Genomic DNA, 23,156 nt, shown 5'->3' with positions numbered 1-23,156 from the left:
CGAGAAATATGATAAACGTGCTACAAATACCATGACTAGGCTAGAATGTGGCATAAAATTTTAGGCAAAATTAGCCGCCGACATACATTGTTCCCGTACCATTCCGCAGCAATAAACCCTAAATCACTCTGAAACCAGATTTTAGTTAATGAGTTTTATTAAAAGTTATGGATAAACAAGAAACGGTTAATAATTCCCTGATTAACTACATTCATCAGGTGTTAATTATTGCTCATAAAGAATCAACCGAACAGTTAGAAGCAACCTTAACTAAAGAGGGATTAAATTACGAAGTTCTCCGCCAAGAAAGTCAACCAGAATATCAAAACTTTTCTCGCAGTTATTTGTGTTTACTCAATCATAGAAGCGCCTGGGAAAAAGCCAGACAAACAGATAAACTAACACTCATTGTTGAAGCAGATTTCGTGCCAGTCATTGGTTTTGGTAAGTTACCCTTACCTTTTGAACCTCATCAAAAGGATGTTGGTATTAGTTGGCTTTACACTTGTGCGCCCCAGGTTTATCACGTTTCACCAGAAGGCTATGCTCAAGGTTTTTCTACTTCCGCCGTTGCTTATATTGTCAATTCGCAAAGTGCCACCTATTTATTAGAACTAGCTGATGAAATCACAGAAAAAATAGGAGCCACTAAATACTCAACTTGGGATTCCGAGATTGATAAATTTCTCCTCCAACGCAAGCTGAAAAATTACATTCCTTGGCGCAATTATGGAGAACATGGAGGTTTACCCAATCCAGAACATCGGCAAAACAATCTGGGTAATGTTCATCACGCCGATGTCCTCTACGGTAAACTTGCCTTTACGCCGTTGTATGCCCTTGGCGAACAAGGTGGAACATGGAAATTTCTGACAGTGAGATTGCAAGCGCGTCTCAAAGGAATTGCCCGTTTGGCAGTAGGGCGTTTTTTACGTCTGCCAGTCGTCCAAGGTTCTACAACACCCTTGAGATTAATTAGATTCGCTTTATTGCGACAGTTGTCATTGAGGCTGTAGTCCACAGTCAAAAGTCAATAGTCCATAGTCAAAAATCCTGTTCCCTAATGACTAATGACCACTGACATATTTTTTCTCAAACTTAGTTCAGAGGTGATACTCTGCGCTAGGGTAGGAATTGACGCGCGATTTGTGATTTCCTGTGCTTCCTTGTAAACGACCAACTTTAGTCTTGAGCTTGGCTGTTTTCTTGACTTCATTAACAGCCTGTGCAAACACTCCAACTGCCAAAAACCTAGAACAGTCTTTGGCAGCAGATCCGAGACTACAAACTAATCAAGTGATCTTTGGGGAAACTAAGGAGGGTGCAGCCCAACCGAAGGAAAATCAACCCTCAGTCCAACTACCGGCGGATTTTCCCCAAGAGATACCTTTATATCAAAATGCTCAATTACAGGAAATTATCCCCGCGAGTGGTTCAGACAAGCGAGTCTCAACTACTTGGCTGAGTTCAGACCCCAGCAATTTTATTAGTAGTTTTTATCGTAACCAGTTCCAGACCAACAATTGGCAGATTTTACAACAGCCAACTGATGATGTGGAGGGAACTTTTGCCGCACGTCGGAACGATTTGCTGGTAAATGTGTCGATTCAACCCAAATCGGTGACTAACGCCACAGCTAATCAACCCCAAACAGCAACAGCAATCAAGATAGAGTACGTTCCCAATAGCACTACCACAGCAGCATCAAATATTCCTACGGCAGGTGATACCCAGTTTATCGGCCCAGTACCACCGACGAATTGGGCGAAAGATAATTCCACTACTCCAACAGTCGCATCAGAATTTAACGATGTAAATAAAGCACCCCAACAACTGCGCCAATATATTCAAGATTTAGCTGCATTGGGCGTTTTCAGTTCTGCATCTTCAAAGAATAAGAATAATAATCCCGCCAACCAATTTGAACCCGGTAGAATCATTACCCGCCGAGAATATGCTCGTTGGTTAGTAAATGCCAATAACGCTATGTATGCCAATAATTCAGCGAAGCAGATTCGCTTGGCTGGGGAAAGTACACAAGCAGCATTTACTGATGTGTCGTCTCAAGATGCTGATTTTCCAGCCATTCAAGGATTAGCCGAAGCTGGTTTAATTCCTAGCCCTTTATCGGGAGATGCGACAGCAGTTTTGTTCCGTCCTGATGCACCCCTGACAAGGGAACAGTTAATTCTGTGGAAAGTGCCTCTAGACACCCGTCAAGCTTTACCCAACGCCAATTTAGAAGCGGTGAAGGAAACTTGGGGTTTCCAAGATGCAGGGAAAATCGACCCCAAGGCTTTAAGGGCAGTTTTAGCGGATTTTCAAAATGGTGAACAGGCTAATATTCGCCGCATATTTGGTTATACAACACTGTTTCAGCCCAAAAAACCAGTAACTCGTGCTGAAGCTGCTGGTGCTTTGTGGTATTTCGGCAGTCAGGGTGAGGGTATATCGGCAGTTGATGCACTCAAGTTAAAACAAACAACTACGCAGTAAGCTATGACGCTTTTAAATTAAGCTGATACGCACCTATATCAAATATTCTTGCGTCAGGGCTGTCCATAGTCAAGAGTCCAGAGTCAAAGGCTAGCTTGGAATTTGGACTTTTGACAACCTGAGTGCGAAATATACAATTTAAATGCGTAACAGCTTACATAGTTATACCAATTTGAAAAAAGAATGCGACAGATATACAGCCCCAAACGCTTGTCCTGTCTTGATTATTAATTTTGAATTTTGAATTTTGAATTGGTATTACTTGTATGGTTTGTTGACAGTTGACGGTTAACTGTCAACACGAAAAGATGTGCAAATTAAAGTAAGAGCAGCGTAGGAAACGCGATGGTCTGCGACTGACCGTTGGTCATTGATCTACATTGCAAATTAATCTCATTACGAAAATTCACGTAAAATCTTGATATTTTTAGCTAATTTTTCTTGATATTTTATGGTTAGCTATGTAAAGTTACTTAGCTAGGATTAGCAAATCTGCACTGAGTGTTATTTACAACATTGCTTATTGTAACTTTATCAAACAAGCTCAACGATAAAATTTCATTATCTTACTAAAAATGAAAACTAAATTCATCGCGGCAAGTTTTATTACACTCACCTTAATATCGCCGCTAAAAGCTTCGGCTGCAAATTTTACTGGGGTTTACGTATTTGGCGATAGCCTGTCTGATACAGGTAATACATTTCAACTTTCCGGTGGGTTATTTGATCCATCGAATGCTATTCCTCCCAGCCCTCCGTATGAGCAGGGGCGTTTTTCTAATGGTTCAATATGGGTAGATTATGTAGGAGACAAGTTAGGTTTAACACCCACGCCCATCACTAATCTAGTTCCTACCTTAGATTTTTCTACTCCTCTTACTACACCCTTTCCCACACAAGGTATTAACTTCGCTATCGGTGGTGCTAATTCCGGTGAAGGTAACTCTTTTGGTTTCCCTTTACCTGGAGTTTTACAGCAAGTTTCTGCTTTTCAAGCGTTACTACAAGTTAATCAACAAAGCTTTGATCCTAATGCGCTCTATGCTGTGTCCGGTGGTGCAAATGACTACCTTTTTCCTCCTCAGTTCAGTGATCCCAGTAGACCCGAACCCTACACAAATATTTCCCAGGCTGTAAGTAACCTAGCGGCAATAGGTGCAAAAAATATTTTAGTGTTCAACTTGCCGGATTTGGGCAGGATTCCAGCATCGGGAACAAATGGTCGCAATCCCGCAGCACTGACTCAAGCAACTCAAGATTTCAACTCAAACTTAGCCAAAAATCTAGACGAAATTCGGAAAAACCAACAAGTAAATATCATTGAAATTGATATTTATTCTTTAGTTAACCGTGTGCTTGCAACTCCCAATGAATTTGGTTTTGAAAATGTAACTAATTCTTGTCTGTCTCAGTTTCTTAACTGTAGTAACAACCCCAGCACATATTTTTTCTGGGATGATGTCCACCCATCAACTGACGGTCATAAGTTAGTAGCAGAATCAGTCTTAGCGGCAACAACTCCTGAGTCTTCAAGCACAATTGGTGTATTATTTCTGGGTGCATTGGGTGCAATGAGCAGCATCAAACGCTTACAGCGAAAATCAATTAAATCTGCAATTCAGTAACAAAGGTTACTGCTAAATTATTAGCTGTCTCTTGCTCATTCACATAATTGAATGAGCAATTATTTTAAAATATGGAAATACCATAAAATAGCCCTATAGTTCTAGTTTAAATAGCTTATCCAGACAATATATTGAATATAATTGGATATGGCTGATATAGAGATGAAATAAAAGTATTGATGTGCAATTACAACCAATTATTTGAAAATATCGCAGAATTAGTGATGCACCATTCGCCCAGTGGTGCAGAAGCCGAAATTAATCAGCTTTTGTTACAAAAATTTGCGGCGCTTGGTGTGGAGGTTTGGAGCGATCGCGCAGATAATATCATAGCCAAGATTCCGGGGAAGAATTCTGAGCGAGCAGTGGCGATTACAGCCCACAAAGACGAAATCGGGGCGATCGTCAAAAATATCGGTGATGCCGGAAAAGTGGAAGTCCGCAAGCTAGGCGGCGCTTACCCTTGGGTTTATGGTGAGGGTGTCGTTGATTTATTGGGAGACAACGAAACCATTAGCGGTATTCTCAGTTTTGGTTCCCGCCACGTCTCCCATGAATCACCGCAAAAAGTCCAACAAGAAGACACAGCAGTTAAATGGGAAAACGCCTGGATTGAAACCAAACGCACTACCGAGGAATTAGAAATTGCTGGGATTCGCCCAGGGACAAGAATGGTGATTGGCAAGCATCGCAAACATCCCGTGAAACTTCAGGATCACATTGCTAGTTATACATTAGATAACAAAGCATCAGTAGCAATTTTATTGGCTTTAGCTCAACAATTAAAACAGCCAGCAATGGATGTTTATTTAGTAGCATCAGCTAAAGAAGAAGTAGGCGCAATTGGGGCATTATTCTTCACCCAAAATCAGCAATTAGATGCCTTAATCGCCTTAGAAATTTGTCCCTTATCTGAAGAATATCCTGTTAAAGATAGTGAAAATCCTGTACTTTTAATTCAGGATGCTTATGGCATATATGATGAAGGACTAAATGGAGAACTGCGCCAATGTGCCAAACAATTGAATATGCCTGTACAGCTAACAACTCTCAGTGGCTTTGGGAGTGATGCGTCGATTGCCATGAAATTTGGTCATGTGGGACGTGCTGCTTGTCTGGCATTTCCTACCCAAAATACCCACGGATACGAAATCGCTCATTTAGGCGCAATTTCCAACTGTATTAATTTATTGAAAGCTTTTTGTGAAACCGAATTTTAGGGAGAATAATATTATTATTTATAATGAGTCACAGAAGGAATGTATTCAATATTTAACTTGATTACTGTAAAAGCATAACAAAGTATAATCAGGATTCGACCATTGTCAATCAGTCTATAAAAAAATAGGGTTTAAATCTTAATTGATAAATGATAGTGATTTGTTATGATAGAATCCTAGATTGCCTCTTTGTTACAAGAAAAATATAAAATGACTTCATTTGAGCTTGAGATTCCAACAGAAATAAAGACTGACCCGACTGATCTTGCTCAAGAGATGGATTCTTTTGTACAAGAAATTTTTCGATTCAATAAAGCACTTGAGCAACGCTTTAGAGATAAGATGCGATTGCATCAAAGTTTAAATCGAAAAATAGTTAGTTTTCAAGCTAATAAGTTAAAACCTCAGTATCGCTGGTTTAAATATAAAGAAGCTTTTTCAGTTGATTTGGTCAATCAGTTAATATTTGAGTACGAGAAAAAACCATTTGAGAGGATTCTTGACCCCTTCGCAGGAGCAGGAACAATGCTATTTGCCTGTAGTGATGCTGGTATTCAAGCAGATGGTATAGAATTGTTACCTATTGGTCAAGAGATTATTAAAGTAAGGAAAATAATCCAGCGACAATTCCGTCGAGAAGATTTTTTGAGATTGATTGAATGGTACAAACAAAAACCTTGGAATCAGCATAATAGTAGAAAACATCTTAATCGTTTAAGAATTACCGACGGAGCTTATCCTCATGAAACAGAAGCATCAATAGAGAGATTTTTATTTTCTATAGAAAAAGAGAATATGGTTGTGAAACAAGTTCTCCGTTTTGCTCTATTGTGTATTCTTGAATCTATCAGCTATACCCGGAAAGATGGACAGTATCTACGTTGGGATAAAAGAGCATTTAGGAAAGGTGGATCATATAAATTTGATAAAGGTAAAATCCTGGATTTCGATGAAGCAATTACTGACCAAATAAAATTAATTTTGAATGATTCCTTTGACATGATAAATAATACATCATTTTGTTATGGGACTCAAAGAAGTGAAATTAATCTATTTAATGCTTCATGTCTTAAAATTCTGCCTGAATTTGAACAAGATTTTTACGACTGTATCATTACTTCTCCACCCTATTGTAATCGTTATGACTATACACGTACATACGCTCTAGAATTAGCTCTATTAGGAGTGGGAGAAAGAGATATAGTGCAACTCAGACAAGATATGCTGAGTTGTACTGTTGAAAACAAAGAAAAGTTTCTTATTAACAATTGGCAGGAAGCATTACGTATACTTGATCAACAAGAATTGTTACAGAGTATTTTGCGCTTTCTTGAGCGAGAGCTTGAAAGAAAAAAACTTAATAATAACGGTATTCCTCGCATGGTAAAAGGCTATTTCTACGAAATGGCTTGCGTTATTACAGAATGTTTTAGAGTTTTAAAAAATGGATCACCTTTATTTATGGTAAATGATAATGTTCGCTATGCAGGTATTGATATTTCGGTTGATTTAATTCTTTCTAATATTGCAGAAAAAATTGGTTTTAATGTGGAGAAAATTCTTGTCCTACCTATTGGTAAAGGTAACAGTAGCCAACAAATGGGGATACATGGAAGAAAGACACTTCGCAAATGTGTATATGTTTGGAGAAAACCCTAGTGTCATATCAATATCATCTTAAAAGCAATCATGATCTTGTGACTCCATATCAAGAAGTCCGAGCAGGATTTGTTGCTTTAGCTTTAGAAAGAAATCGAAAAGCAACACCATTTGTTGAGCAGGCAAGAGCATTAAGGATCCGAGTAAACCAAATTGAAAGGCCTCAAGACCTTTTACAAATGAGGGATATTAGACCTACTCTACTAGCTGCCTCTGGGGTATCAGATAAAGCTGCTGGACACCTTCAAGAACAAGATAAGGTCGATGCAATAGAAGGTTTAATTCAAAACTTCCTAGAGCCTGCTGGAGAAAACTTTGTAGAAGAACTAGTTTATCGTTTCCTACTTACGCGTGGAGATACACTTGGTGGATCAATGCGAAATGTTGGTGGTATCCTTGCTGAACGTAAATTTGCAAGATATATTATTTCTGCACTAACTCTATCGAATACTTCTTATAAATGGCTAGATAAAAACAGCAAAACTTGGCTTAATCAACCTGATGATGATACAGATATTGAATTAGGTCTTAGGGGATTAAGTTGGAACTTGGAGGGTAGGAATAGGACTTTCGTTTATAATGTAAATGTTCCGATTGTACGGAAAAACATTGATATTTGTTTGTTTGATTGCAGACAAAATGAAATTGAAAAGAATATAATTTCAAACCCAAATATCTACATAGCTCTAGGTGAATTAAAGGGCGGTATTGACCCAGCAGGAGCAGACGAACATTGGAAAACAGCGAACAGTGCTTTAGCCAGAATCAGAACAGCATTTGATCAGCACAGTCTTAAGCCATATACTTTTTTTGTGGGATCTGCTATAGAAAAAAGCATGGCAGAAGAAATTTGGCATCAACTAAATTCTGGCATTCTTACTAATGCAGCAAACCTCACTCAGCCTGACCAAGTCGCCTCTTTGTGCGCTTGGTTTATTCAAATTTGATGTACAGTGACTAATTATTTGTCACTGTAAAGTACACAAGAATTAGTCAAGACAAAAATATTATTTTCTATAAGCCAAGCCGATGATGGGATTTGAACCCACGGCCTGCTGATTACGAATCAGCTGCTCTACCACTGAGCCACATCGGCATATACGATAAGAGATTATAGCATTATTTACTCATGGTAGAACCTAATCCCAAAAAGCGCCTTAATCCTGAACAATATGCCCGCCTGAAAGCAGAAATGTCTACCCCATATCGTGGCTTGCGGCAACTTCTCTATGTTGGTTTTGGCGCTTCTGGCTTTATTGGGGCATTTATCTTCTTTTTTCAGATCCTAGCTGGGCGAAATATGGAAACTGCTTTACCTAACTTCGCTCTGCAAGTAGGAGTTGTAGCATTGATGATTTTTCTCTGGCGTTGGGAACAAAGTCGCCAAAAGCGATAAACAATACGATTGTTTTGATCTAAATACTCTACTCTGAATGGATGAGTATAAGTACTTATTTTTCTGAAAAAAGCAGCTTCAAGGCTTTATTGATAGTAATTTTTGTTAAAAGTAATTCATATTTTTATAAATTACTAAATATAGGGAAAGAAAAAATAAAAAAAGTATTATGAAATCGAGAATTAATAGATTTTTTGAGAGACTTGTAATTGTTAAAACGGGGTCAGCCAATATAAAGACCCTGAAAATAGACACGCCACTTTGGATGGGGTTGGACTAATTTAAAGACCCCTAAGTTAAAAAAACACGATATTTCAAGCGCCAGACAAGTATATTCTTGGTCTGGCGCTTGGAATTTCTAATAACTTCCCCTTGCTTTTTATTGGGGAACTTGAACTAAATAAGATGATGGCAGTGGTTGTGCGCGTCCAGCATTGACTAATGCTTGGTAAACAAAGGCAGCAATTTCCGCTCTGGTAGCTGGACGATTAGGATTGAGTTGACTAACTGTGGGATAGTTAATCACTAATTGCCTTGTGGTAGCTGCTGCAACTGGCCCAACAGCATAACCAGGAATTTGACCAGCATCAGAATAGATAGAAATTACATTTTGATTGTTAGCAGTTAAGCCTAGCCCGTTAGCTAAAGACACCAATGCTTGGACTCTGGGAATTTCTTGCTGTGGTTTGAATGTTCCATCGGGATAACCGGAGACAAATTGGCTCCGATATGCAGCTTGAATTGCTGCAAAAGCCCAGAAATTGCTGCTGACATCTCGGAAATTAATGGCGTTGCGTTTAGCTTCGGGTGTTAAAGCTTTGGTAACGATAGTGGCAAATTGGGCGCGGGTGACAGGCTCATTAGGTCTAAAAGTGCCGTCAGGAAAACCAGCAATGATATTTTGGGAGGCTAAGGCTTCAATGTAACCTTTTGCCCAGTAATTTGTGGCTACGTCCGTAAAGCCTGTACCTTGACCAGAAGGTGGTGGTTCAACACTAGCAGCCACAAAATCGACCTGACCAAAAATCTTTTTCTGGTCAATATCGTTACCCACAGCCAGAATGCGAATGGTTTTGGTGGCGTTGTTCACATCATAACGACCGTTACTGCGGATCAAATTACCACCAGGATTTTCACTAGTCCCAAGGTCTGGTTGAGCATTAACAGTTGCTACTACGCCGTCCCGTTTATTGTTTTGAATAACATTCTTACGCAAAACAGGCTTGGCTGTTTCTGAAATGTATAGACCGTCTTGGTTCTGCACAATTTGGTTTTCTGCTACTAAAGGCGTAGAAGTACCGCCGATCGCAATCCCAAAACCAGTATCCTGAAATAAGTTATTACTAATCTCTCCTAGCGCTGACCTAGCTACAGAAACACCATTACCCTTGTTTTGGATAAAGATATTACCTTGGATTTTGGGGTTTCCCGTACCAGTGACAAAAACGCCTTCCCTCACACTATTGGTAAAAGTATTGTTTCTGATAATGGGATTGCTGGATTCTACCCACACAGCAGTACCACGTTGATTAGGATTGGTGGCGGTGATGCCGGCGATCGTGGTGTCGTTATTTGCCAAAATGGTAATATCTTGTCTGGCAAAGGTACGACTGGTATAGAAACCACCACCTGTAATCAAGACACCTTGACCTCTAGCAGATTCATCACCTTGTAGCGTCACCCCTGGTTTGAGAATCAAGGGAAATTGTTCCCCAGTTTCACTGCTATAGTTACCGGGTGCTAATTGAATAATCGTCCCTGGTTGGGCTTGATTGAGCGCAAAAGTAATTGTTTTGTAGGGTGTTGCAGCTGTCGCACCACCGCTAGCCGTATCTGTACCAGTTGTTGGGTTGACATAAATTACTGACGCTGTCGTGGGAACCTGCGCTGTTAACGTTGGCGCAGCACCAGCATTGACCCCACTAGGTACTAGCATGAACCCGCTAGAAGCAACTAATAAGGCTGTGATTCCAGTTGGTAAGGATAAAATCGAGCATAAATTTCTTAATGAAGAAAAGTTAAACCCCTGATGTGTCATTTTTTGCTTCTGTGATTTGCTGATTGTTAATTGGTTAAATGGGGTTATTTAGCAGATATCTAGCGAGAAAACCCCTGCCAAACTATACCGGATGACTAGCAAATCAGCAGCTATGTTTCGCAAGAAATTACATAAATTTTCCTTATTAAGCTAAATTTGTCGGTTGTCAGTTGTTAGTTATCAATTGTTTTTGATTACACGTTGTGCGTTAGTTGTTTTTGAATCTGGGCGAAAACATCCTTTGTGAAGGATGTTCACATCTTGAAAGCCACTGACTACTGACCATTAGCCACTGACAAAAACTCTACCCATAAGGGAATAGAGTTTTATGAGAGATTATCATCAGAGTTTTTGATTCTCTGCAATAATTGTTCGACTTGGTTAGCTTTTTCGTTTCTATTCTGTTTTTTGAAAATATTTAAAGCTTTTTCTAAAGAAACTAGGGCTTCATCTTTTTTATTTGTTTGCCACAATACCAAAGCGACATTAGTGAGAGCGTCGCCATAATCGGGATTGATTTCTAAAGCTTTTTGATATTGGGCGATCGCATCACTCCAGCGATTTTGACTAGCATAAACTATGCCCAGTGCATTGTAAGCCACGGCGTACCGCGATTTGAGGCGAATGGCTTCTTGATAGGCACTGATTGCAGCTTCTACTTTTTTCCCACGGAAAAATACATTACCTAATTGAAAGTGTCCGAAGGCATCATCTGAGTATTTTTTCAAAAATTTACACAGGTTTACTTCTGCACCTGGTAAATCACCTTGACTAAATAGCGCATTAGCTTGTTGAATCAGTTGCGATCGCTCTTGTTGGGGATCTGCAAACTGCGCCAGTTTTTGTACTTGTTTGGTTCGCGGTTTTTGTTCTGCGTTGCTTAAAACTTGCTCACAGGCTGATTTCGCTGGGGAAGTTTCCTGTGCTGTTGCGGGAGGCAATATACCAATGGTTGTAATGATACTCAGCGTTAGACAGCTAAGAGGTTTAACAAATCTTGTTTCCATCTGGCTTTTTTGCTTCATCGCCCCAATCTCTCTATCATCCTCTGATCCATGATAAACCGAGGTTGGGGGTATAGGGGTATGGGGCGTAGGGGTGAGAATACACAGAAATTCACCCTTACACCCCTACCGCCTTTACAGTGTCAAAGATTGAGCGTCAGTTTCAATTAACTTGGCTAAATCTTGTAAAAATGCGGCAGCATCAGCACCGTAAATAATCCGGTGATCAGATGTAATATTTACCTGCATTTGTTGTTTGATAGCAAATGAACCATCGCCTGTGGCTACCAATTGGGGACGAGATGCGCCGATCGCTAAAATTGAACCTTGTCCTGGGGGTAAAATGGCATCAAATGTATCTACACCAAACATCCCCAAGTTTGATAGGGTAAAGTTACCACCACTGTATTCATCTGGTTGTAGTTGTTTGCTTCTGGCCTTGTCTACTAGAGATTTCCAGGTGCGTGATAGAGAGTAAATATCTATCTTGTCGGCATTTTTTAATACTGGTGTAATTAAACCGCCACCATCCATCGCTACAGCTACCGCAATATTGATGTCAGGATGGTAAACAAGACCTTGATCTGAATAGCTGGCATTTAATAAAGGGTGTTTTTGTAATGTCACCGCTACAGCTTTCGCCAGTAGCGCTGTCATGGTTACACCTTTGGATTTAATTTGTTTGTAAAGTTTGTCTAAGCCATCGGTGGTGATGGTGTAACCCACACGGAACACGGGTACATCTAGACTCGCCACCATGTTACGAATGACAGCGTTTTGTAGGGTATTAAATGGTACTACTTGCCCAGGTGCGGCCGCTACTGGTGCTGGTGCTGGTGCTGGTGCTGGAGTCCTGGTTGCTGGGACTGGGGCTGGGGTAAAGGTGGGTGTGGGTGCAGTCGGTGTAGTGGCTGGTTGCTTGACTTTACCAACAGCAGCTTCTATGTCATCGGCCACAATGCGACCATAGGGGCCACTACCTTTGAGACTGGTCAAATCAACTTTCAGTTCTTTTGCCAACTTGCGGGCGCGGGGTGAAGCTACAAGCCTTCCTTCACGGTGGTTAGAGCCATTTTGTGATGCGGCTGGTACACCTACGGCGGCGGTGGCTGCGACTGGTTCAGGAGGGGCGCTAGGAGTGGCCGCAGCGCCACCAGAACTGCCTAAAGACTTGGCGGCCTCGATTTCCGCTTCGGTTTCGGCTACGTAAGCGATCGCTGCTCCTACAGGTGCGCTATCACCAGCTTCTACAATGATGTGAGCGAGATACCCTTCGTAGAAGGTTTCTACATCCATATCTGCTTTGTCTGACTCGACAACCACCACTGTTTCGCCTTTTTCCACTTTATCGCCTGGCGATTTCACCCAGGAGACAATTTTGCCTTCGGTCATGGTGGAACTCAGCGCCGGCATGAAGATTTCGTGAATGCTCATAGGGTGGTTTCAGAATCAATAGGTTTAAGGAATTTAACAGCTTTTGCCAGATCGAATTGTATCTTGGTACGAGGGTTTTTGAGTAATTGGGAATTGGGAATTGGGAATTGGTAGTTGGGATAATTATTTGGTAGTCTCTATTACCCATTACTGATTACTCATTACCTGGAACTTCAAAACCAACTTCAGGTCTATCCAAGATATGTGTATTTGTGTTGCTGATAACTAATCAACATGACACAGATGCTATCCCAAGGTAGATGATAGGGTGTAGAAGTTTAACTCCAATTTAGAACCCTAAATTCAAAATTAGTGTTGTTGAAATACTTGTTTAATTCTATGTCGGGAAAATTGAAATTGTTTTTGATTTTGCTGCTTAGTATTTTTGTTACTGCTGGTGCTGGTGTTTATCTTCATCAGTACCAAGATCATACATTGATTGTAGATAACAGCAGCAGCACACCACAGCAATTATCAGTTGTGAAAAACTCTCAGGAAGTTTTACATGATCCAGAACGGATTCAATATAAAAATATACCATTATCGGGGATCAATTCTCCACTGCAAGGTAGTGACCCTAAAACTTTAGCTCTCAATTTTCTGGATGACTTTACGGTAGCCGGTGGTAAGCGAAAGGTAGAGATAGCTTATCCTCAACATAATCAAGCTTTAGTCACGGTTACACAAGTCTCAAAAAGCAAAGATACATCTGGAGAAATCAAATATCGGTTAGAGATGAACAGTTTGGGGCGATCGCTTTTTGCCAGTTCACCGCCCGTATGGCAAATAGTTTGGGTTGGTTCCCAAATATCATGTCGAAATGGTAACCAACCCTTGGGTAACTTAACTCAACGTTGTGATTGAACGAGTTAATAGTGTGGTGTGAGGAATTTCTAGTTAAAACTCAGAATCCGCAACGTTTAAATGTCGCCACGAATATCTTCTACAACACCATCGCGGATGACGATTTCTACCTGCATTTTGCTAATCAAGTTGTCTCCCCGTTCCACACGGAAGAAACCTTCCATTTGAAATTGATTGACTTCTTGATCTAACTCAAGCAATTGTACTTGCTGGAGATTTTGCAGCATTTGATTTTTTTGTTCTAGAAGTTCGCTTTTCTTTTGATTGACTTGGAGTTGAATATTGTCAATTTGTTGCAGGGTTTGGGGTCCGGGTGGTTGGAGGCTTTGCTTTTGAATAGCAGCGATCGCTCTTTGTCCTTCTAAATCCAATTGTTGTAGTTGCTGGTCAATTTGGTTAATTTGTGCTTGCAATTGCTGTTGCACTTCCTCTTTCCAGAGGGGGGTGACAATAACTTTTACATTAACAACGCGCTTCAAAAGCAATTGAGGGTTGGAGACATCTGTCATAAAATTTCCCGTTCACTCTAAGTAGTTTGTAGTGTGGAATTATCAGGCAAACATGGCGTTGATAATATCGCGGTAGCGTTCTGTGACAACGTGTCGCCGGATTTTCAGCGTTTGTGTCATCAAGCCGTTTTCGATGGAAAATGGCTCCAGAATCAGTTTAAACGGCCCCACACGGTCATCTGGGCGATAACCAGGACGGTTCTGCACTTCCCGATTCAATTCTTGCCGGAATAAACCCTGGATCATTTTACTCTCCAGGTTAATTTTTTGACTGGATGAGGAGGTTAAATTATCATCCTCTACACTCAAAACAAGATTCTGGCTTTCTGCCCACTTTGCCAAAGCTTCCACGTTGGGGACAATTAAAGCACCGATGCTACGCTGATCTTGTCCAACAAGCATAATTTGGTCAATGTAGGGCGATCGCAAACACGCATCCTCGATGGGTTGCGGTTCGATATTTTCCCCGTTGGACAAAACAATCGTATCCTTTGCCCGGCCAGTTAGCACGAGTTCGTTATCTGGTGTTACCCAACCCAAGTCACCGCTATCAAACCAACCTTGAGGATCAATGGCTTTTGCTGTTGCTTCTGGGTTTTGGTAATAGCCTTGCATGACTTGTGGCCCTTTCAATAACACCAAGCCTCGTTGTCCAACAGGTAAAGGCTGGCGAGTCTCAGGGTCTACGATTTTAACTTCTGTGCCGGGAATTGGTTGTCCGGATGTCCCAATAAAATTACGCCAGGGACGGCGCACGTTGGTGACTGGTGATGTTTCGGTTAAACCATAACCTTGCAAAATCTGCACGCCAATAATTTCAAAAAAGGTATCGATGTGTTTTGGTAATGCACCGCCACCGCTAATTACTTGTTTAAATCTTCCTCCTGTAGCTTCCTTGACTTTGCCATACACTAACTTTTGTCCTAAAACATGGAAGGGTAGAAAAGCCAATTCTAGTACCTTAGCGATTAATCGTTCCAAAGATGAAGCATGGAGATGATCTAAGCTTGTACCTTGGGCAATTCTTTGGGCTTTGATATATTTTTCACTCATGCCCAATAAAAACTTAATCAGGCGTTGTTTGTTGGCTGGCTGTTCGCGGAACTGTTTCTGCACTCCTTCATAAATCGATTCCCACAGGCGCGGGACAGCAACCATGTAGTTGGGTTTATATTGTTTCAGGTCGGCTTTGACTGAGCGTAAATTGGTATAAATTTGTGTGCAACCTTGAGATAATAAATAATATTCCACAGTCCGTTCATAGCTATGCCAACTAGGTAAAATGCTGAGAGCCGTATCGCCTACTTTGGGTTGCACCACAACTCGGAAGGTTGTGACTTGATGTAGGAGATTGCTATAACTGAGCATTACGCCCTTGGGTTTTCCCGTAGTTCCGGAAGTATAAATTAATGTCGCCAGTTCGTCGCGTTTCCGTTTAACTGGAACAAAAGCATGGTTTGTGCCAACTTCTATTAACTGAAGAAAGTTCAATACTTTAAGGCTTTGTTCTGTCGGTGGCGTTTCGTCGGTAAGTATGACTACCACTTGAATTGGTAAGTCGTGGAGTCTATCTTGCAGCTTATTGAATGTCTTTAAATCTTCGACTACTAAAGCTGTGCTACCACTATGAGCAACAATATAAAGTAATTCTTCCTTTTCGGCTTGGGAACTACGCACCGCATCCACTGCACCTGCTGTCATAATCCCTTGATCGGCAATGAACCACCGAGGACTATTATCGGCTATCAGGGAGATGCGATCGCCCGCTTGAACTCCCAATGCTTGTAATCCAGAAGCAAATAGCTGGATTTTTTCTGCTAGTTGCTGATAAGTAATCTTTACTTCCGGTTTAGCATGGGGATTGTAAAGAGCTAAAGTCTCACCAAATTTCTTCGCAGCTATCGGCCAAATTTCCGGTAACGAATCTACATTTGTATAATCTACTAAGCGTTGTATTTCTTTGCTTTGTTCCTTTGTAATATCGGATAGTAATGAATATCCTGGTTGACTGTTGGTCATAAAGCACACCTCAAATGGAATAAATCGTTTTTTCTTAATTAATTAATTCTGTTACTAAGTAGAACAGGGTAAATAATTAAATGTTTGTAGTGAGAACTTTAGTTCTCAAAAAAGGACTAAAATTCTCACTACGCAATTAATCCTATTGTTTTTACATTATTTAACATAGTTGTTTTTTTTCAAGTCTTTCTACTTACGTTTAGAATATCTCTTCTCCATATCTACACCACCTTGGGTGTATGCAGTTTCCTGACCTTCACGGTTGCATTGATAAAAGTTTATGTTAAAGTTATTTTATATAGCTTAGAATCGATGGTTCTGAGAGTACGAGCTGGTGCATGAAATTGACAGCCAATAAACAGATGCCACCTGATTATCCGATGGGGGTGATTACCTATAGAGTTACTAGATGCTTTCTTACTAACGCTGATCAATATCGTCGCTTGTTTGGGATTACCTAAACTTCTTTCCTTGATTCTCTCGGCTCCTAAAAACAAACGCACTCTAAGATTATCCAAGAGTACAAAATCCCTTCCCGGCAGTATGGGAATCACCAGTTTTCCTTACTGTACGGCTTATGCCAAAACGGGGAGCCAATTCTGTAAGTTCAGCCCTCATTTCTGTGCCAAATGTTCTCCAAGTTGACTAATTTTCTCAGCTTGCAATCTCTGCACAAGTCAAGCTAAATTATTTTTCACCTCGGTTATTAATTTAACGTGCGCCTCTGTTGGAGACTCACATTAAATTAATAACTGGTACTGGGTCAGAATTTCTGCTCAATTACCCATTACCAAATAAAAAACTCTATTCCTTTGGGGGTGGAGTTTGTTTTAGTAACAACTGACAACTGACACGCACAAGACGATTAAGACTAAGTAACTAGCAACTTGGTCAATTAGTCTTGAATTTGTGGTGCTGGTAACTCATTTAACACCCGCCAAAGTATAGTATAACTACCATCAGAACGCCTACGGACTGGTCGAAAGGCAATAATCATATCGCTGCTGCGAATTTGTTTTAATTGGTCTATGTAGCTGCTCTTGTCTAAATTGGCAAATTGACCATTGAGAATAATCTCTGGTAGTTGGAATTGTAGCGATCGCACTAAATAAGTATGATTCAATTTAGCGGTGGCACGGGTGAGAATTAACTGATTTTGCTGCCAATTTTGGTCTTTACCAGTCACAAACCGTCTTTTGTCTACTTGTAAAGCTTCTAGCTGCTTGGGAGGTTGGTAGTTTAAGAAAAAATCTTTTTTTGATGAGGGTAAGACTTTCAGGCTGTTGTCCAATTTCTCTAATGGCACATCACCCACATCTACCATAAAACTATAGTCTATGCCCTGATGCAGAAATTGAAAGTTCTCTTCTACAACCTGGAGTGTTAAACTAGGATTAAGTCCTCCCTGAGTATTACCCAAACTTGGAAAAGAATAGCGCTCACTCACGTTGGGCTGTAATCTATTCCACAAAGTATTTAGCGGACGCTGGTAAGCTGAAGCAGGTAAAACCCGAAAAATCCCAGTACGCGACAATCTTAAAAACTTAGCGTGAGTTTCCGGTTCTTGTGGGTCAAGTCCGTAAGCAAAACGGTCAAGTACTCTCGCTGTTTCCTGTGCATCTCTAAATTTTGTTTCTGGGGGAAATCCTATCTGTGCTGCTGTCAACCACTGCTTGGCGTTTGCCAGTATATGCAGTGCCGTATGAGGTGGTGCGATCGCAGGTTGTATCGGTGGTAGATAATTAACTACAGCTGTTTTCGCAACTCTGCCAATAATTGGTGGTGCAGATGGCAAAGTCACTGTGGTAGTCTGTTGATTGCTCGGTGCTAAATTTGGTTCTCTGGTTGATAAAGGCACTGCTGGCTTCCCCAGGTCTGGCTGTTGTATTGGTGCAATAGTCAGTATTGGATCGAACTTACGTTCACCACTCACCAAGGGTAAGCGCCTAACTAAACCTAATTCACCTCGACGAGACAAAAGATTATCTAGCACAGGCGCAAGCTTTAATAATTCCTGGCTAGAAGCAGACAGCGCGCAATAAATTTTTGTTTGTGATTCGCTTAACTGGTCAGGGGAATCGTTGGCAAGATTACAAAAATTATCGCCCTTGTAACGCTGGAGAAAACTTTCTACCGTTTTAGCTTGAAAAATTAATTGTCCCCGTACAGCACGCATCCGATTAGCATCTGGAGAAACTAAAGCTTGTTCAATGCGTACAATCAAATCCAACTGCTGCTGAAGCAGGTAACTAGCCTTAGTATAAAAATTTTCATCAGTTGACTCAACCGCCAGAGTATGATTATGAGACGGAGACTGATATTCTAGGGCAAGAGCGTTTCTCTCCCAGCTAGCAACACAAAAAGGTAATAAAAGGCCAAGAAATATGTATCTCATCTCAAAAACCCTGTGTGGATAGGTGTAGTAAAAACCTAAAATAGATATTAAATTGAAAAAAGAACGACCATCGACACCTGTCAGTCTATTCTAATTTCCGCAAAGCGTCGCCGGGTTGTTACCAGTGCTGAAACACGATTCCATGCAAGTTTCCCAGGATCAGCCTATTTATTCTGAGGCTCCACTCCAGCTGTTATTGTTCGTCGATGGACGACCCAAATCCAAACAGCAGGTGCAGCGTATCCGTGCTTACTTAAAAGACTTGCAGGCCGAGTATAACTTTGAACTTCAAATCATTGATGTCGGGCAACAACCATACTTGGCAGAACATTTTAAGTTAGTAGCAACACCAGCTCTAATTAAAATTCATCCAGAACCCAGGCAGATTTTAGCCGGTAGTAACATCATCACCCAACTGAAAAATTTGTGGCCGCGCTGGCAAGCAGCCGTAGATACCTATGTAAAGTTGCAAGAGGACTTGCAAGAACGTGTAGATGATAATGGCCGGGTAGCACAACCTACATCTACTATCAATTCTGTTGCTGTTTCGGCGGAACTGTTAAGGCTTTCAGACGAAATATTCAATCTCAAACAAGAGAAAGAAAAATTACTAGAGCAGTTACAGTTTAAAGACCGCGTAATTGCCATGTTAGTTCATGACCTCCGCAATCCCCTCACAGCAGCAGCGATCGCTATTGAAACCCTACAATCTAACTACAACCCAGATATCGGCCAATTTCAACGCTTAAAACCCGCCTTAGTAGTCAACCTATTAAGACAAGCCCGCACTCAAGCTAAAACAATTGATAAAATGATTGCGGATCTTTTACAGGTGGGTCGCGGTACTGATACAGAGCTAATAATTATACCACAAAAAACGGAAATAGGTCTACTCTGTTTAGAAGTACTAGGAGAATTGCGCGATCGCTACACCACCAAAGCGCAAAAAGTAGAAACAGACATTCCCCAAGATTTGCCCTGTGTCTACGCCGACCCCGAACGCATCCGCCAAGTACTGATCAATCTGTTAGATAATGCCATCAAATATACTCCAGAAGGTGGCACAATTAGCATTGCTGGATTACACCGCACTACCCAAAAAGTCCAATTTAGTATTGGCGACACCGGCCCCGGTATTCCTACTGACAATCGAGAGCGTATATTTGAAAATCACTATCGCTTAGAACGAGATGAAGCCAAAGAAGGCTACGGCATCGGTCTTTCCTTATGCCAACGCATAATACGCGCCCACTACGGTCAAATTTGGGTAGACTCCAACCCCCACGGTGGAGCGTGGTTCCACTTCACCCTGCCCGTTTATCCATCTTAGAGATTGGGACTAGGGATTGGCTGGGAGCAAGGGGAAAAGAAAACTATTGACTACCTTTCCATTGACAAATACGGTCTCGTCCTGATTCCTTCGCTTTATAAAGTGCTTTATCCGCCGCCGCAATCAAATCAGAAGGTGAAGATTCCCAGGTAGGAGTTATGGTAGCAACACCCATACTGAGAGTAATATGTTGACTCACAGCAGATTTATCATGGGTAATTTGCAAATCTCTGACACTGGTTTGTATGGTATGGGCAACATAAATCGCTCCTTTTGCATGAGTATATGGCATAATCACGGCAAATTCTTCGCCACCATAACGGGCAACTAAATCCTGATGCTTCTGAGCTTTGTAGCTTAAAACCGCACCTACTTTTTGTAAACAAATATCCCCAGCCGGATGTCCGTACTGGTCATTATAAAATTTAAAATAATCAATATCACACAAAATCAAAGACAAGGGAGCGCCTTTCTGTACCAAGTTAATCCACTGCGTATTTAAATAATTATCAAAGCGGCGGCGATTAGCTAATCCAGTTAAACCATCCACATTGGCTAAGTGCTGTAAGGCCATGTTCGCAGCTTCTAACTGTTTATACACTTGTGCTTGCTGTAGTAATCTTCGTAAGCGTTGACGCAACACAGCCCAGTGAATTGGCTTAGTAATATAGTCAGTTGCGCCAGCTTCAAAAGCACGATCTACGGACTCTGCATCGTTTAAACTAGTGATCATCAGGATAGGTGTACGTTCCCACAATCTGGAGATCACCGTACTTCCTAAGCCGGAATCAGTATCTAGATTTGCCAATGCGGTAATTAGATTATTTCTGGCAATTTGTAGTAATTGTTTACAGCACGTAAAACCGTCCATTACAGGCATCATAGCATCTAGCAACACTATATCTGGTTTAACAGCCTCATAAGCGTCTAGACACTGTTTACCATCTGTGACCTCTACTACTCGATAGCCTTCTTTTTCCATAGCTTCACGCAACAGCATTCGGATGGTCTTGTCATCATCAGCCACCAAAATTAAGGGAGGTTTTTTAGAAAGAGAATATGGGCTTATGCCTGACATGAGATGCGTTCCGTAGAAAATCAGAGTTCTGAGGACTGAAAAACAGAGAAAAGCTCCACCTCCATAGTTAAATTACCTGTAGTCATAATTTCAGCAAAATCTTGGTGAGTGTGTAGAAAAAAGTTTGTACGGCATTCATCAATACTGAAACAGATAGCAAGCCTGTATCTTTTGTAGCTATGGACTTCTCGATAATTTGTAACCCAGAATCTGGATTAATACTATGTCGGGTATACATTGAATAGGCAGAACAAAGGTAGTTGCTTATTACACTGATTCTTTATAGGCATGATAAGAAATATTACTGTTATAGTTCCCGTCTGATAAAGCGTAATTGCTCTATTAAGCAAAACTTTAAATGTGAATCCCAATTTTTCACTCCAGGGGTTATTTTGTATATAAACTTAAAAAAATAAAACAATATATGAATAGCCAAATTACCAGGAAAATATTTCCCAAACCCAAGCCTGCTCTCAATTAAGTTGCAGCGATTGAAAACATCCTGTAAGCTTGATAGTGATGGGTATTCAAGAAAATTACTGAGATTGTATAAGTTTATTATCAAGCTATTAACACAATGATTTTTTTAGTGTTATTAATCAGCTACTCAATTAAGTAAGATTCCTCTTGACAAGCTGATTTAAAAATATGTTTTTGAATTTAAAATGTAAATAAATATAATATAGATTCAGGCGATTGGCATTCATGGTCGCTCAAGATATCTGGATTTTAAAGACTCATCACATACTACAAAAGTTATCTTTTCCTAAAAATTCAGAAATTTTTACATACATCTAGATGAATTACAACATTGTAATAGATTTTTATAAAAATCTAATTTATCTTAGTAAAATCATTTGACATAACTTAGAGCATCCTGACAATGCCAGATCCATTAATGTATCAACAGGATAACTTTGTTGTCCTAGAAACCAACCAACCAGAAAAGTTTCTCACCACAATAGAATTACTAGAAAAGCTCAAGGGGGAATTACAAAAAATTAATTTTTCGGATTTACCCCTTGAGCTACAAAAATTAGATTCTTTGCCAGCCCAAGCCCAACACTTGATCGATACCAGTTGTGAGTTAGACGTAGGTGCGGGAAAATATCTACAATGGTACGCAGTGCGACTAGAAAAGTAAGTTGTTAATTATTTAGTTATTGGCGATTACTTTGGGCTATTGGCTCTTGACTAAGAGTAATCAATGCTAATTCGATTTTATCTTCACCCACTTGAGTAATTTTTATCTCAACTCCTGGTCCAAAGTACTTGGTCATCTTTTCTTGTTTTTGTTGCCAATCACTGACTGGTATTTCAGGCGAGTCAAATTCTAAAATTAGGGTATAAGCTCCATTAGTTTCTGTTTCTCGTAGACCTGTAACTATTGGTCTGTCTTCATCTGAAGGACTTAAACCCAAGTAAGACAGCGCTCCGTCTAAGTGAGCATTCTGTCCGTAACAATATCGAGTGATATCTTTACGGATTTTATTTTGGGTGACAGTCGCTTGCTGTTGGCGCAAGAGTAACACTGACTCTGTTGTTGTCTGGCTAAAGGATATGGGCTTGAGTTCGTTAGCCTTGAGAGCTAGTCCTCCTAAAAGTAAAGGAAACCCATAAAAGAATCCGACCAGGTTTAGTGTGGCATTATTTGCAGCATAGGCAACAAACCCCACGATGGTTAATATGCCACCGATACTTAAACCAATTGTTCCCAAAGAGATTTGGCGTAACATGAGATAGTATAAATTCTTAACACTTTAGTTTTATTATCATCTGTTATGAGTGACAACTTAGGGAAGAGTCTCTGCTTAAACCCTTGATTTTCCTTCTTATGCCAGCTACATAACGAGCCTTTTTTGAGTTAACTTTAAATTTGAAGCCGCTTTTAGGATACAAAAATCATGGATTTGCCAACTCTCAAAGAAAGAATTACAGCAGTTCAAAGCAAACGTGAGTATTTGCTCAGCCTTCTAGAGCAACCGAATCTAGGCATTTTAAGAGTTGATGTTAATCAAGCGTTGGAAGAACTGGACGAATTGATAGAAGAATATAAACGCACTATTCCCGAAACAGGTAACAATTAAAT

The 23,156-nt window shown here is 40.5% G+C and carries 21 protein-coding genes and 1 tRNA gene; 11 read left to right on the top strand and 11 right to left on the bottom strand.

Annotated features, from left to right (window positions below):
- The first annotated feature begins 167 nt into the window (after nt 1-167).
- The 6 genes from GSQ19_RS21750 (at nt 168) to GSQ19_RS21725 (ending at nt 7,947) form a co-directional block, all read left to right on the top strand.
- Nucleotides 168-1,016 (top strand): hypothetical protein, encoded by an 849-nt coding sequence (locus tag GSQ19_RS21750; protein WP_011319918.1) that lies wholly within the window; start codon nt 168-170, stop codon nt 1,014-1,016.
- Between the two features lie 142 nt (nt 1,017-1,158).
- On the top strand, nt 1,159-2,496 hold the full coding sequence (locus GSQ19_RS21745; RefSeq protein WP_011319917.1) for an S-layer homology domain-containing protein: 1,338 nt from the start codon (nt 1,159-1,161) through the stop codon (nt 2,494-2,496).
- 575 nt (nt 2,497-3,071) lie between these two features.
- Nucleotides 3,072-4,121 (top strand): SGNH/GDSL hydrolase family protein, encoded by a 1,050-nt coding sequence (locus GSQ19_RS21740; RefSeq protein WP_011319916.1) that lies wholly within the window; start codon nt 3,072-3,074, stop codon nt 4,119-4,121.
- A 179-nt stretch (nt 4,122-4,300) separates the two neighbouring features.
- Nucleotides 4,301-5,341, top strand: coding sequence for a M42 family metallopeptidase (locus GSQ19_RS21735; RefSeq protein WP_011319915.1), 1,041 nt, complete (start codon nt 4,301-4,303; stop codon nt 5,339-5,341).
- A gap of 189 nt (nt 5,342-5,530) precedes the next feature.
- Entirely contained in the window at nt 5,531-7,000 is a 1,470-nt protein-coding gene (locus GSQ19_RS21730; protein ID WP_228119663.1) for a TRM11 family methyltransferase, read from the top strand.
- On the top strand, nt 7,000-7,947 hold the full coding sequence (locus GSQ19_RS21725; protein ID WP_011319913.1) for a type II restriction endonuclease: 948 nt from the start codon (nt 7,000-7,002) through the stop codon (nt 7,945-7,947). The genes GSQ19_RS21730 and GSQ19_RS21725 overlap by 1 nt, the downstream gene beginning before the upstream one ends.
- A 77-nt stretch (nt 7,948-8,024) precedes the next feature.
- Here the strand turns inward: GSQ19_RS21725 and GSQ19_RS21720 are convergent.
- Nucleotides 8,025-8,096 (bottom strand) — tRNA-Thr (locus tag GSQ19_RS21720).
- Nucleotides 8,097-8,129: 33 nt separating this feature from the next.
- Here GSQ19_RS21720 and GSQ19_RS21715 point away from each other — a divergent pair.
- A complete protein-coding gene (locus GSQ19_RS21715; protein ID WP_011319912.1) occupies nt 8,130-8,396 on the top strand; it encodes a DUF3493 domain-containing protein in 267 nt (88 codons plus the stop codon).
- Between the two features lie 379 nt (nt 8,397-8,775).
- Here the strand turns inward: GSQ19_RS21715 and GSQ19_RS21710 are convergent, their stop codons facing one another.
- The 3 genes from GSQ19_RS21710 to GSQ19_RS21700 form a co-directional block, all read right to left on the bottom strand.
- On the bottom strand, nt 8,776-10,434 hold the full coding sequence (locus tag GSQ19_RS21710; protein ID WP_011319911.1) for a DUF1565 domain-containing protein: 1,659 nt from the start codon (nt 10,432-10,434) through the stop codon (nt 8,776-8,778).
- A gap of 326 nt (nt 10,435-10,760) precedes the next feature.
- The gene (locus GSQ19_RS21705; protein WP_011319910.1) at nt 10,761-11,459 is read right to left on the bottom strand and encodes a tetratricopeptide repeat protein; all 699 of its coding nucleotides are present in this window, start codon (nt 11,457-11,459) and stop codon (nt 10,761-10,763) included.
- 114 nt (nt 11,460-11,573) lie between these two features.
- Entirely contained in the window at nt 11,574-12,872 is a 1,299-nt protein-coding gene (locus GSQ19_RS21700; protein WP_011319909.1) for a dihydrolipoamide acetyltransferase family protein, read from the bottom strand.
- Between the two features lie 339 nt (nt 12,873-13,211).
- On the opposite strand from GSQ19_RS21700, the gene GSQ19_RS21695 reads away from it, so the two are divergent.
- A complete protein-coding gene (locus tag GSQ19_RS21695; protein WP_011319908.1) occupies nt 13,212-13,736 on the top strand; it encodes a hypothetical protein in 525 nt (174 codons plus the stop codon).
- Between the two features lie 56 nt (nt 13,737-13,792).
- On the opposite strand, the gene GSQ19_RS21690 is transcribed toward GSQ19_RS21695, so the two are convergent.
- From GSQ19_RS21690 to GSQ19_RS21675, 4 genes are all read right to left on the bottom strand, one after another.
- A complete protein-coding gene (locus GSQ19_RS21690) occupies nt 13,793-14,245 on the bottom strand; it encodes a YlqD family protein (protein ID WP_011319907.1) in 453 nt (150 codons plus the stop codon).
- Between the two features lie 42 nt (nt 14,246-14,287).
- Nucleotides 14,288-16,264, bottom strand: coding sequence for an AMP-dependent synthetase/ligase (locus tag GSQ19_RS21685; RefSeq protein ID WP_011319906.1), 1,977 nt, complete (start codon nt 16,262-16,264; stop codon nt 14,288-14,290).
- Between the two features lie 278 nt (nt 16,265-16,542).
- Nucleotides 16,543-16,818, bottom strand: coding sequence for a hypothetical protein (locus tag GSQ19_RS21680; protein ID WP_153228440.1), 276 nt, complete (start codon nt 16,816-16,818; stop codon nt 16,543-16,545).
- 341 nt (nt 16,819-17,159) lie between these two features.
- A complete protein-coding gene (locus tag GSQ19_RS21675; protein ID WP_011319905.1) occupies nt 17,160-18,659 on the bottom strand; it encodes a hypothetical protein in 1,500 nt (499 codons plus the stop codon).
- A 124-nt stretch (nt 18,660-18,783) separates the two neighbouring features.
- Here GSQ19_RS21675 and GSQ19_RS21670 point away from each other — a divergent pair, with 124 nt between their 5' ends.
- Nucleotides 18,784-19,989 carry a histidine kinase gene (locus tag GSQ19_RS21670; RefSeq protein WP_011319904.1) on the top strand — a complete coding sequence of 402 codons (1,206 nt, stop codon included), beginning with the start codon at nt 18,784-18,786 and terminating at the stop codon, nt 19,987-19,989.
- A gap of 43 nt (nt 19,990-20,032) precedes the next feature.
- On the opposite strand, the gene GSQ19_RS21665 is transcribed toward GSQ19_RS21670, so the two are convergent.
- A complete protein-coding gene (locus GSQ19_RS21665) occupies nt 20,033-21,067 on the bottom strand; it encodes a response regulator (protein ID WP_011319903.1) in 1,035 nt (344 codons plus the stop codon).
- Nucleotides 21,068-21,149: 82 nt separating this feature from the next.
- Nucleotides 21,150-21,305, bottom strand: a complete 156-nt coding sequence (locus GSQ19_RS21660) for a hypothetical protein (protein ID WP_153228441.1) — start codon at nt 21,303-21,305, stop codon at nt 21,150-21,152.
- 645 nt (nt 21,306-21,950) lie between these two features.
- Here GSQ19_RS21660 and GSQ19_RS21655 point away from each other — a divergent pair.
- A complete protein-coding gene (locus GSQ19_RS21655; protein ID WP_011319902.1) occupies nt 21,951-22,211 on the top strand; it encodes a CRR7 family NDH-1 assembly protein in 261 nt (86 codons plus the stop codon).
- A 16-nt stretch (nt 22,212-22,227) separates the two neighbouring features.
- On the opposite strand, the gene GSQ19_RS21650 is transcribed toward GSQ19_RS21655, so the two are convergent.
- Nucleotides 22,228-22,803: a DUF2854 domain-containing protein gene (locus GSQ19_RS21650; protein WP_011319901.1), complete on the bottom strand. Its 576-nt coding sequence runs from the start codon at nt 22,801-22,803 to the stop codon at nt 22,228-22,230.
- 168 nt (nt 22,804-22,971) lie between these two features.
- Between GSQ19_RS21650 and GSQ19_RS30095 the strand changes: the two genes are divergently transcribed.
- Nucleotides 22,972-23,154: a hypothetical protein gene (locus GSQ19_RS30095; RefSeq protein WP_011319900.1), complete on the top strand. Its 183-nt coding sequence runs from the start codon at nt 22,972-22,974 to the stop codon at nt 23,152-23,154.
- Nucleotides 23,155-23,156 lie beyond the last annotated feature (2 nt).

Origin of the sequence: Trichormus variabilis 0441 (assembly GCF_009856605.1) — a bacterium.
Classification (GTDB): domain Bacteria; phylum Cyanobacteriota; class Cyanobacteriia; order Cyanobacteriales; family Nostocaceae; genus Trichormus; species Trichormus variabilis.
The sequence above is the reverse complement of the archived record's forward strand: the minus strand, read 5'-3'. Positions and strand labels throughout refer to the sequence as shown.

What these genes read in the sequence shown, in the direction of transcription:
- GSQ19_RS21750 (WP_011319918.1), top strand. Translation starts at nt 168, where the DNA reads ATGGATAAACAAGAAACGGTTAATAATTCCCTGATTAACTACATTCAT.
- GSQ19_RS21740 (WP_011319916.1), top strand. Translation starts at nt 3,072, where the DNA reads ATGAAAACTAAATTCATCGCGGCAAGTTTTATTACACTCACCTTAATA.
- GSQ19_RS21735 (WP_011319915.1), top strand. Translation starts at nt 4,301, where the DNA reads ATGTGCAATTACAACCAATTATTTGAAAATATCGCAGAATTAGTGATG.
- GSQ19_RS21715 (WP_011319912.1), top strand. Translation starts at nt 8,130, where the DNA reads ATGGTAGAACCTAATCCCAAAAAGCGCCTTAATCCTGAACAATATGCC.
- GSQ19_RS21710 (WP_011319911.1), bottom strand. Translation starts at nt 10,434, where the DNA reads ATGACACATCAGGGGTTTAACTTTTCTTCATTAAGAAATTTATGCTCG.
- GSQ19_RS21705 (WP_011319910.1), bottom strand. Translation starts at nt 11,459, where the DNA reads ATGAAGCAAAAAAGCCAGATGGAAACAAGATTTGTTAAACCTCTTAGC.
- GSQ19_RS21700 (WP_011319909.1), bottom strand. Translation starts at nt 12,872, where the DNA reads ATGAGCATTCACGAAATCTTCATGCCGGCGCTGAGTTCCACCATGACC.
- GSQ19_RS21695 (WP_011319908.1), top strand. Translation starts at nt 13,212, where the DNA reads ATGTCGGGAAAATTGAAATTGTTTTTGATTTTGCTGCTTAGTATTTTT.
- GSQ19_RS21690 (WP_011319907.1), bottom strand. Translation starts at nt 14,245, where the DNA reads ATGACAGATGTCTCCAACCCTCAATTGCTTTTGAAGCGCGTTGTTAAT.
- GSQ19_RS21685 (WP_011319906.1), bottom strand. Translation starts at nt 16,264, where the DNA reads ATGACCAACAGTCAACCAGGATATTCATTACTATCCGATATTACAAAG.
- GSQ19_RS21675 (WP_011319905.1), bottom strand. Translation starts at nt 18,659, where the DNA reads ATGAGATACATATTTCTTGGCCTTTTATTACCTTTTTGTGTTGCTAGC.
- GSQ19_RS21665 (WP_011319903.1), bottom strand. Translation starts at nt 21,067, where the DNA reads ATGTCAGGCATAAGCCCATATTCTCTTTCTAAAAAACCTCCCTTAATT.
- GSQ19_RS21660 (WP_153228441.1), bottom strand. Translation starts at nt 21,305, where the DNA reads ATGTATACCCGACATAGTATTAATCCAGATTCTGGGTTACAAATTATC.
- GSQ19_RS21655 (WP_011319902.1), top strand. Translation starts at nt 21,951, where the DNA reads ATGCCAGATCCATTAATGTATCAACAGGATAACTTTGTTGTCCTAGAA.
- GSQ19_RS21650 (WP_011319901.1), bottom strand. Translation starts at nt 22,803, where the DNA reads ATGTTACGCCAAATCTCTTTGGGAACAATTGGTTTAAGTATCGGTGGC.
- GSQ19_RS30095 (WP_011319900.1), top strand. Translation starts at nt 22,972, where the DNA reads ATGGATTTGCCAACTCTCAAAGAAAGAATTACAGCAGTTCAAAGCAAA.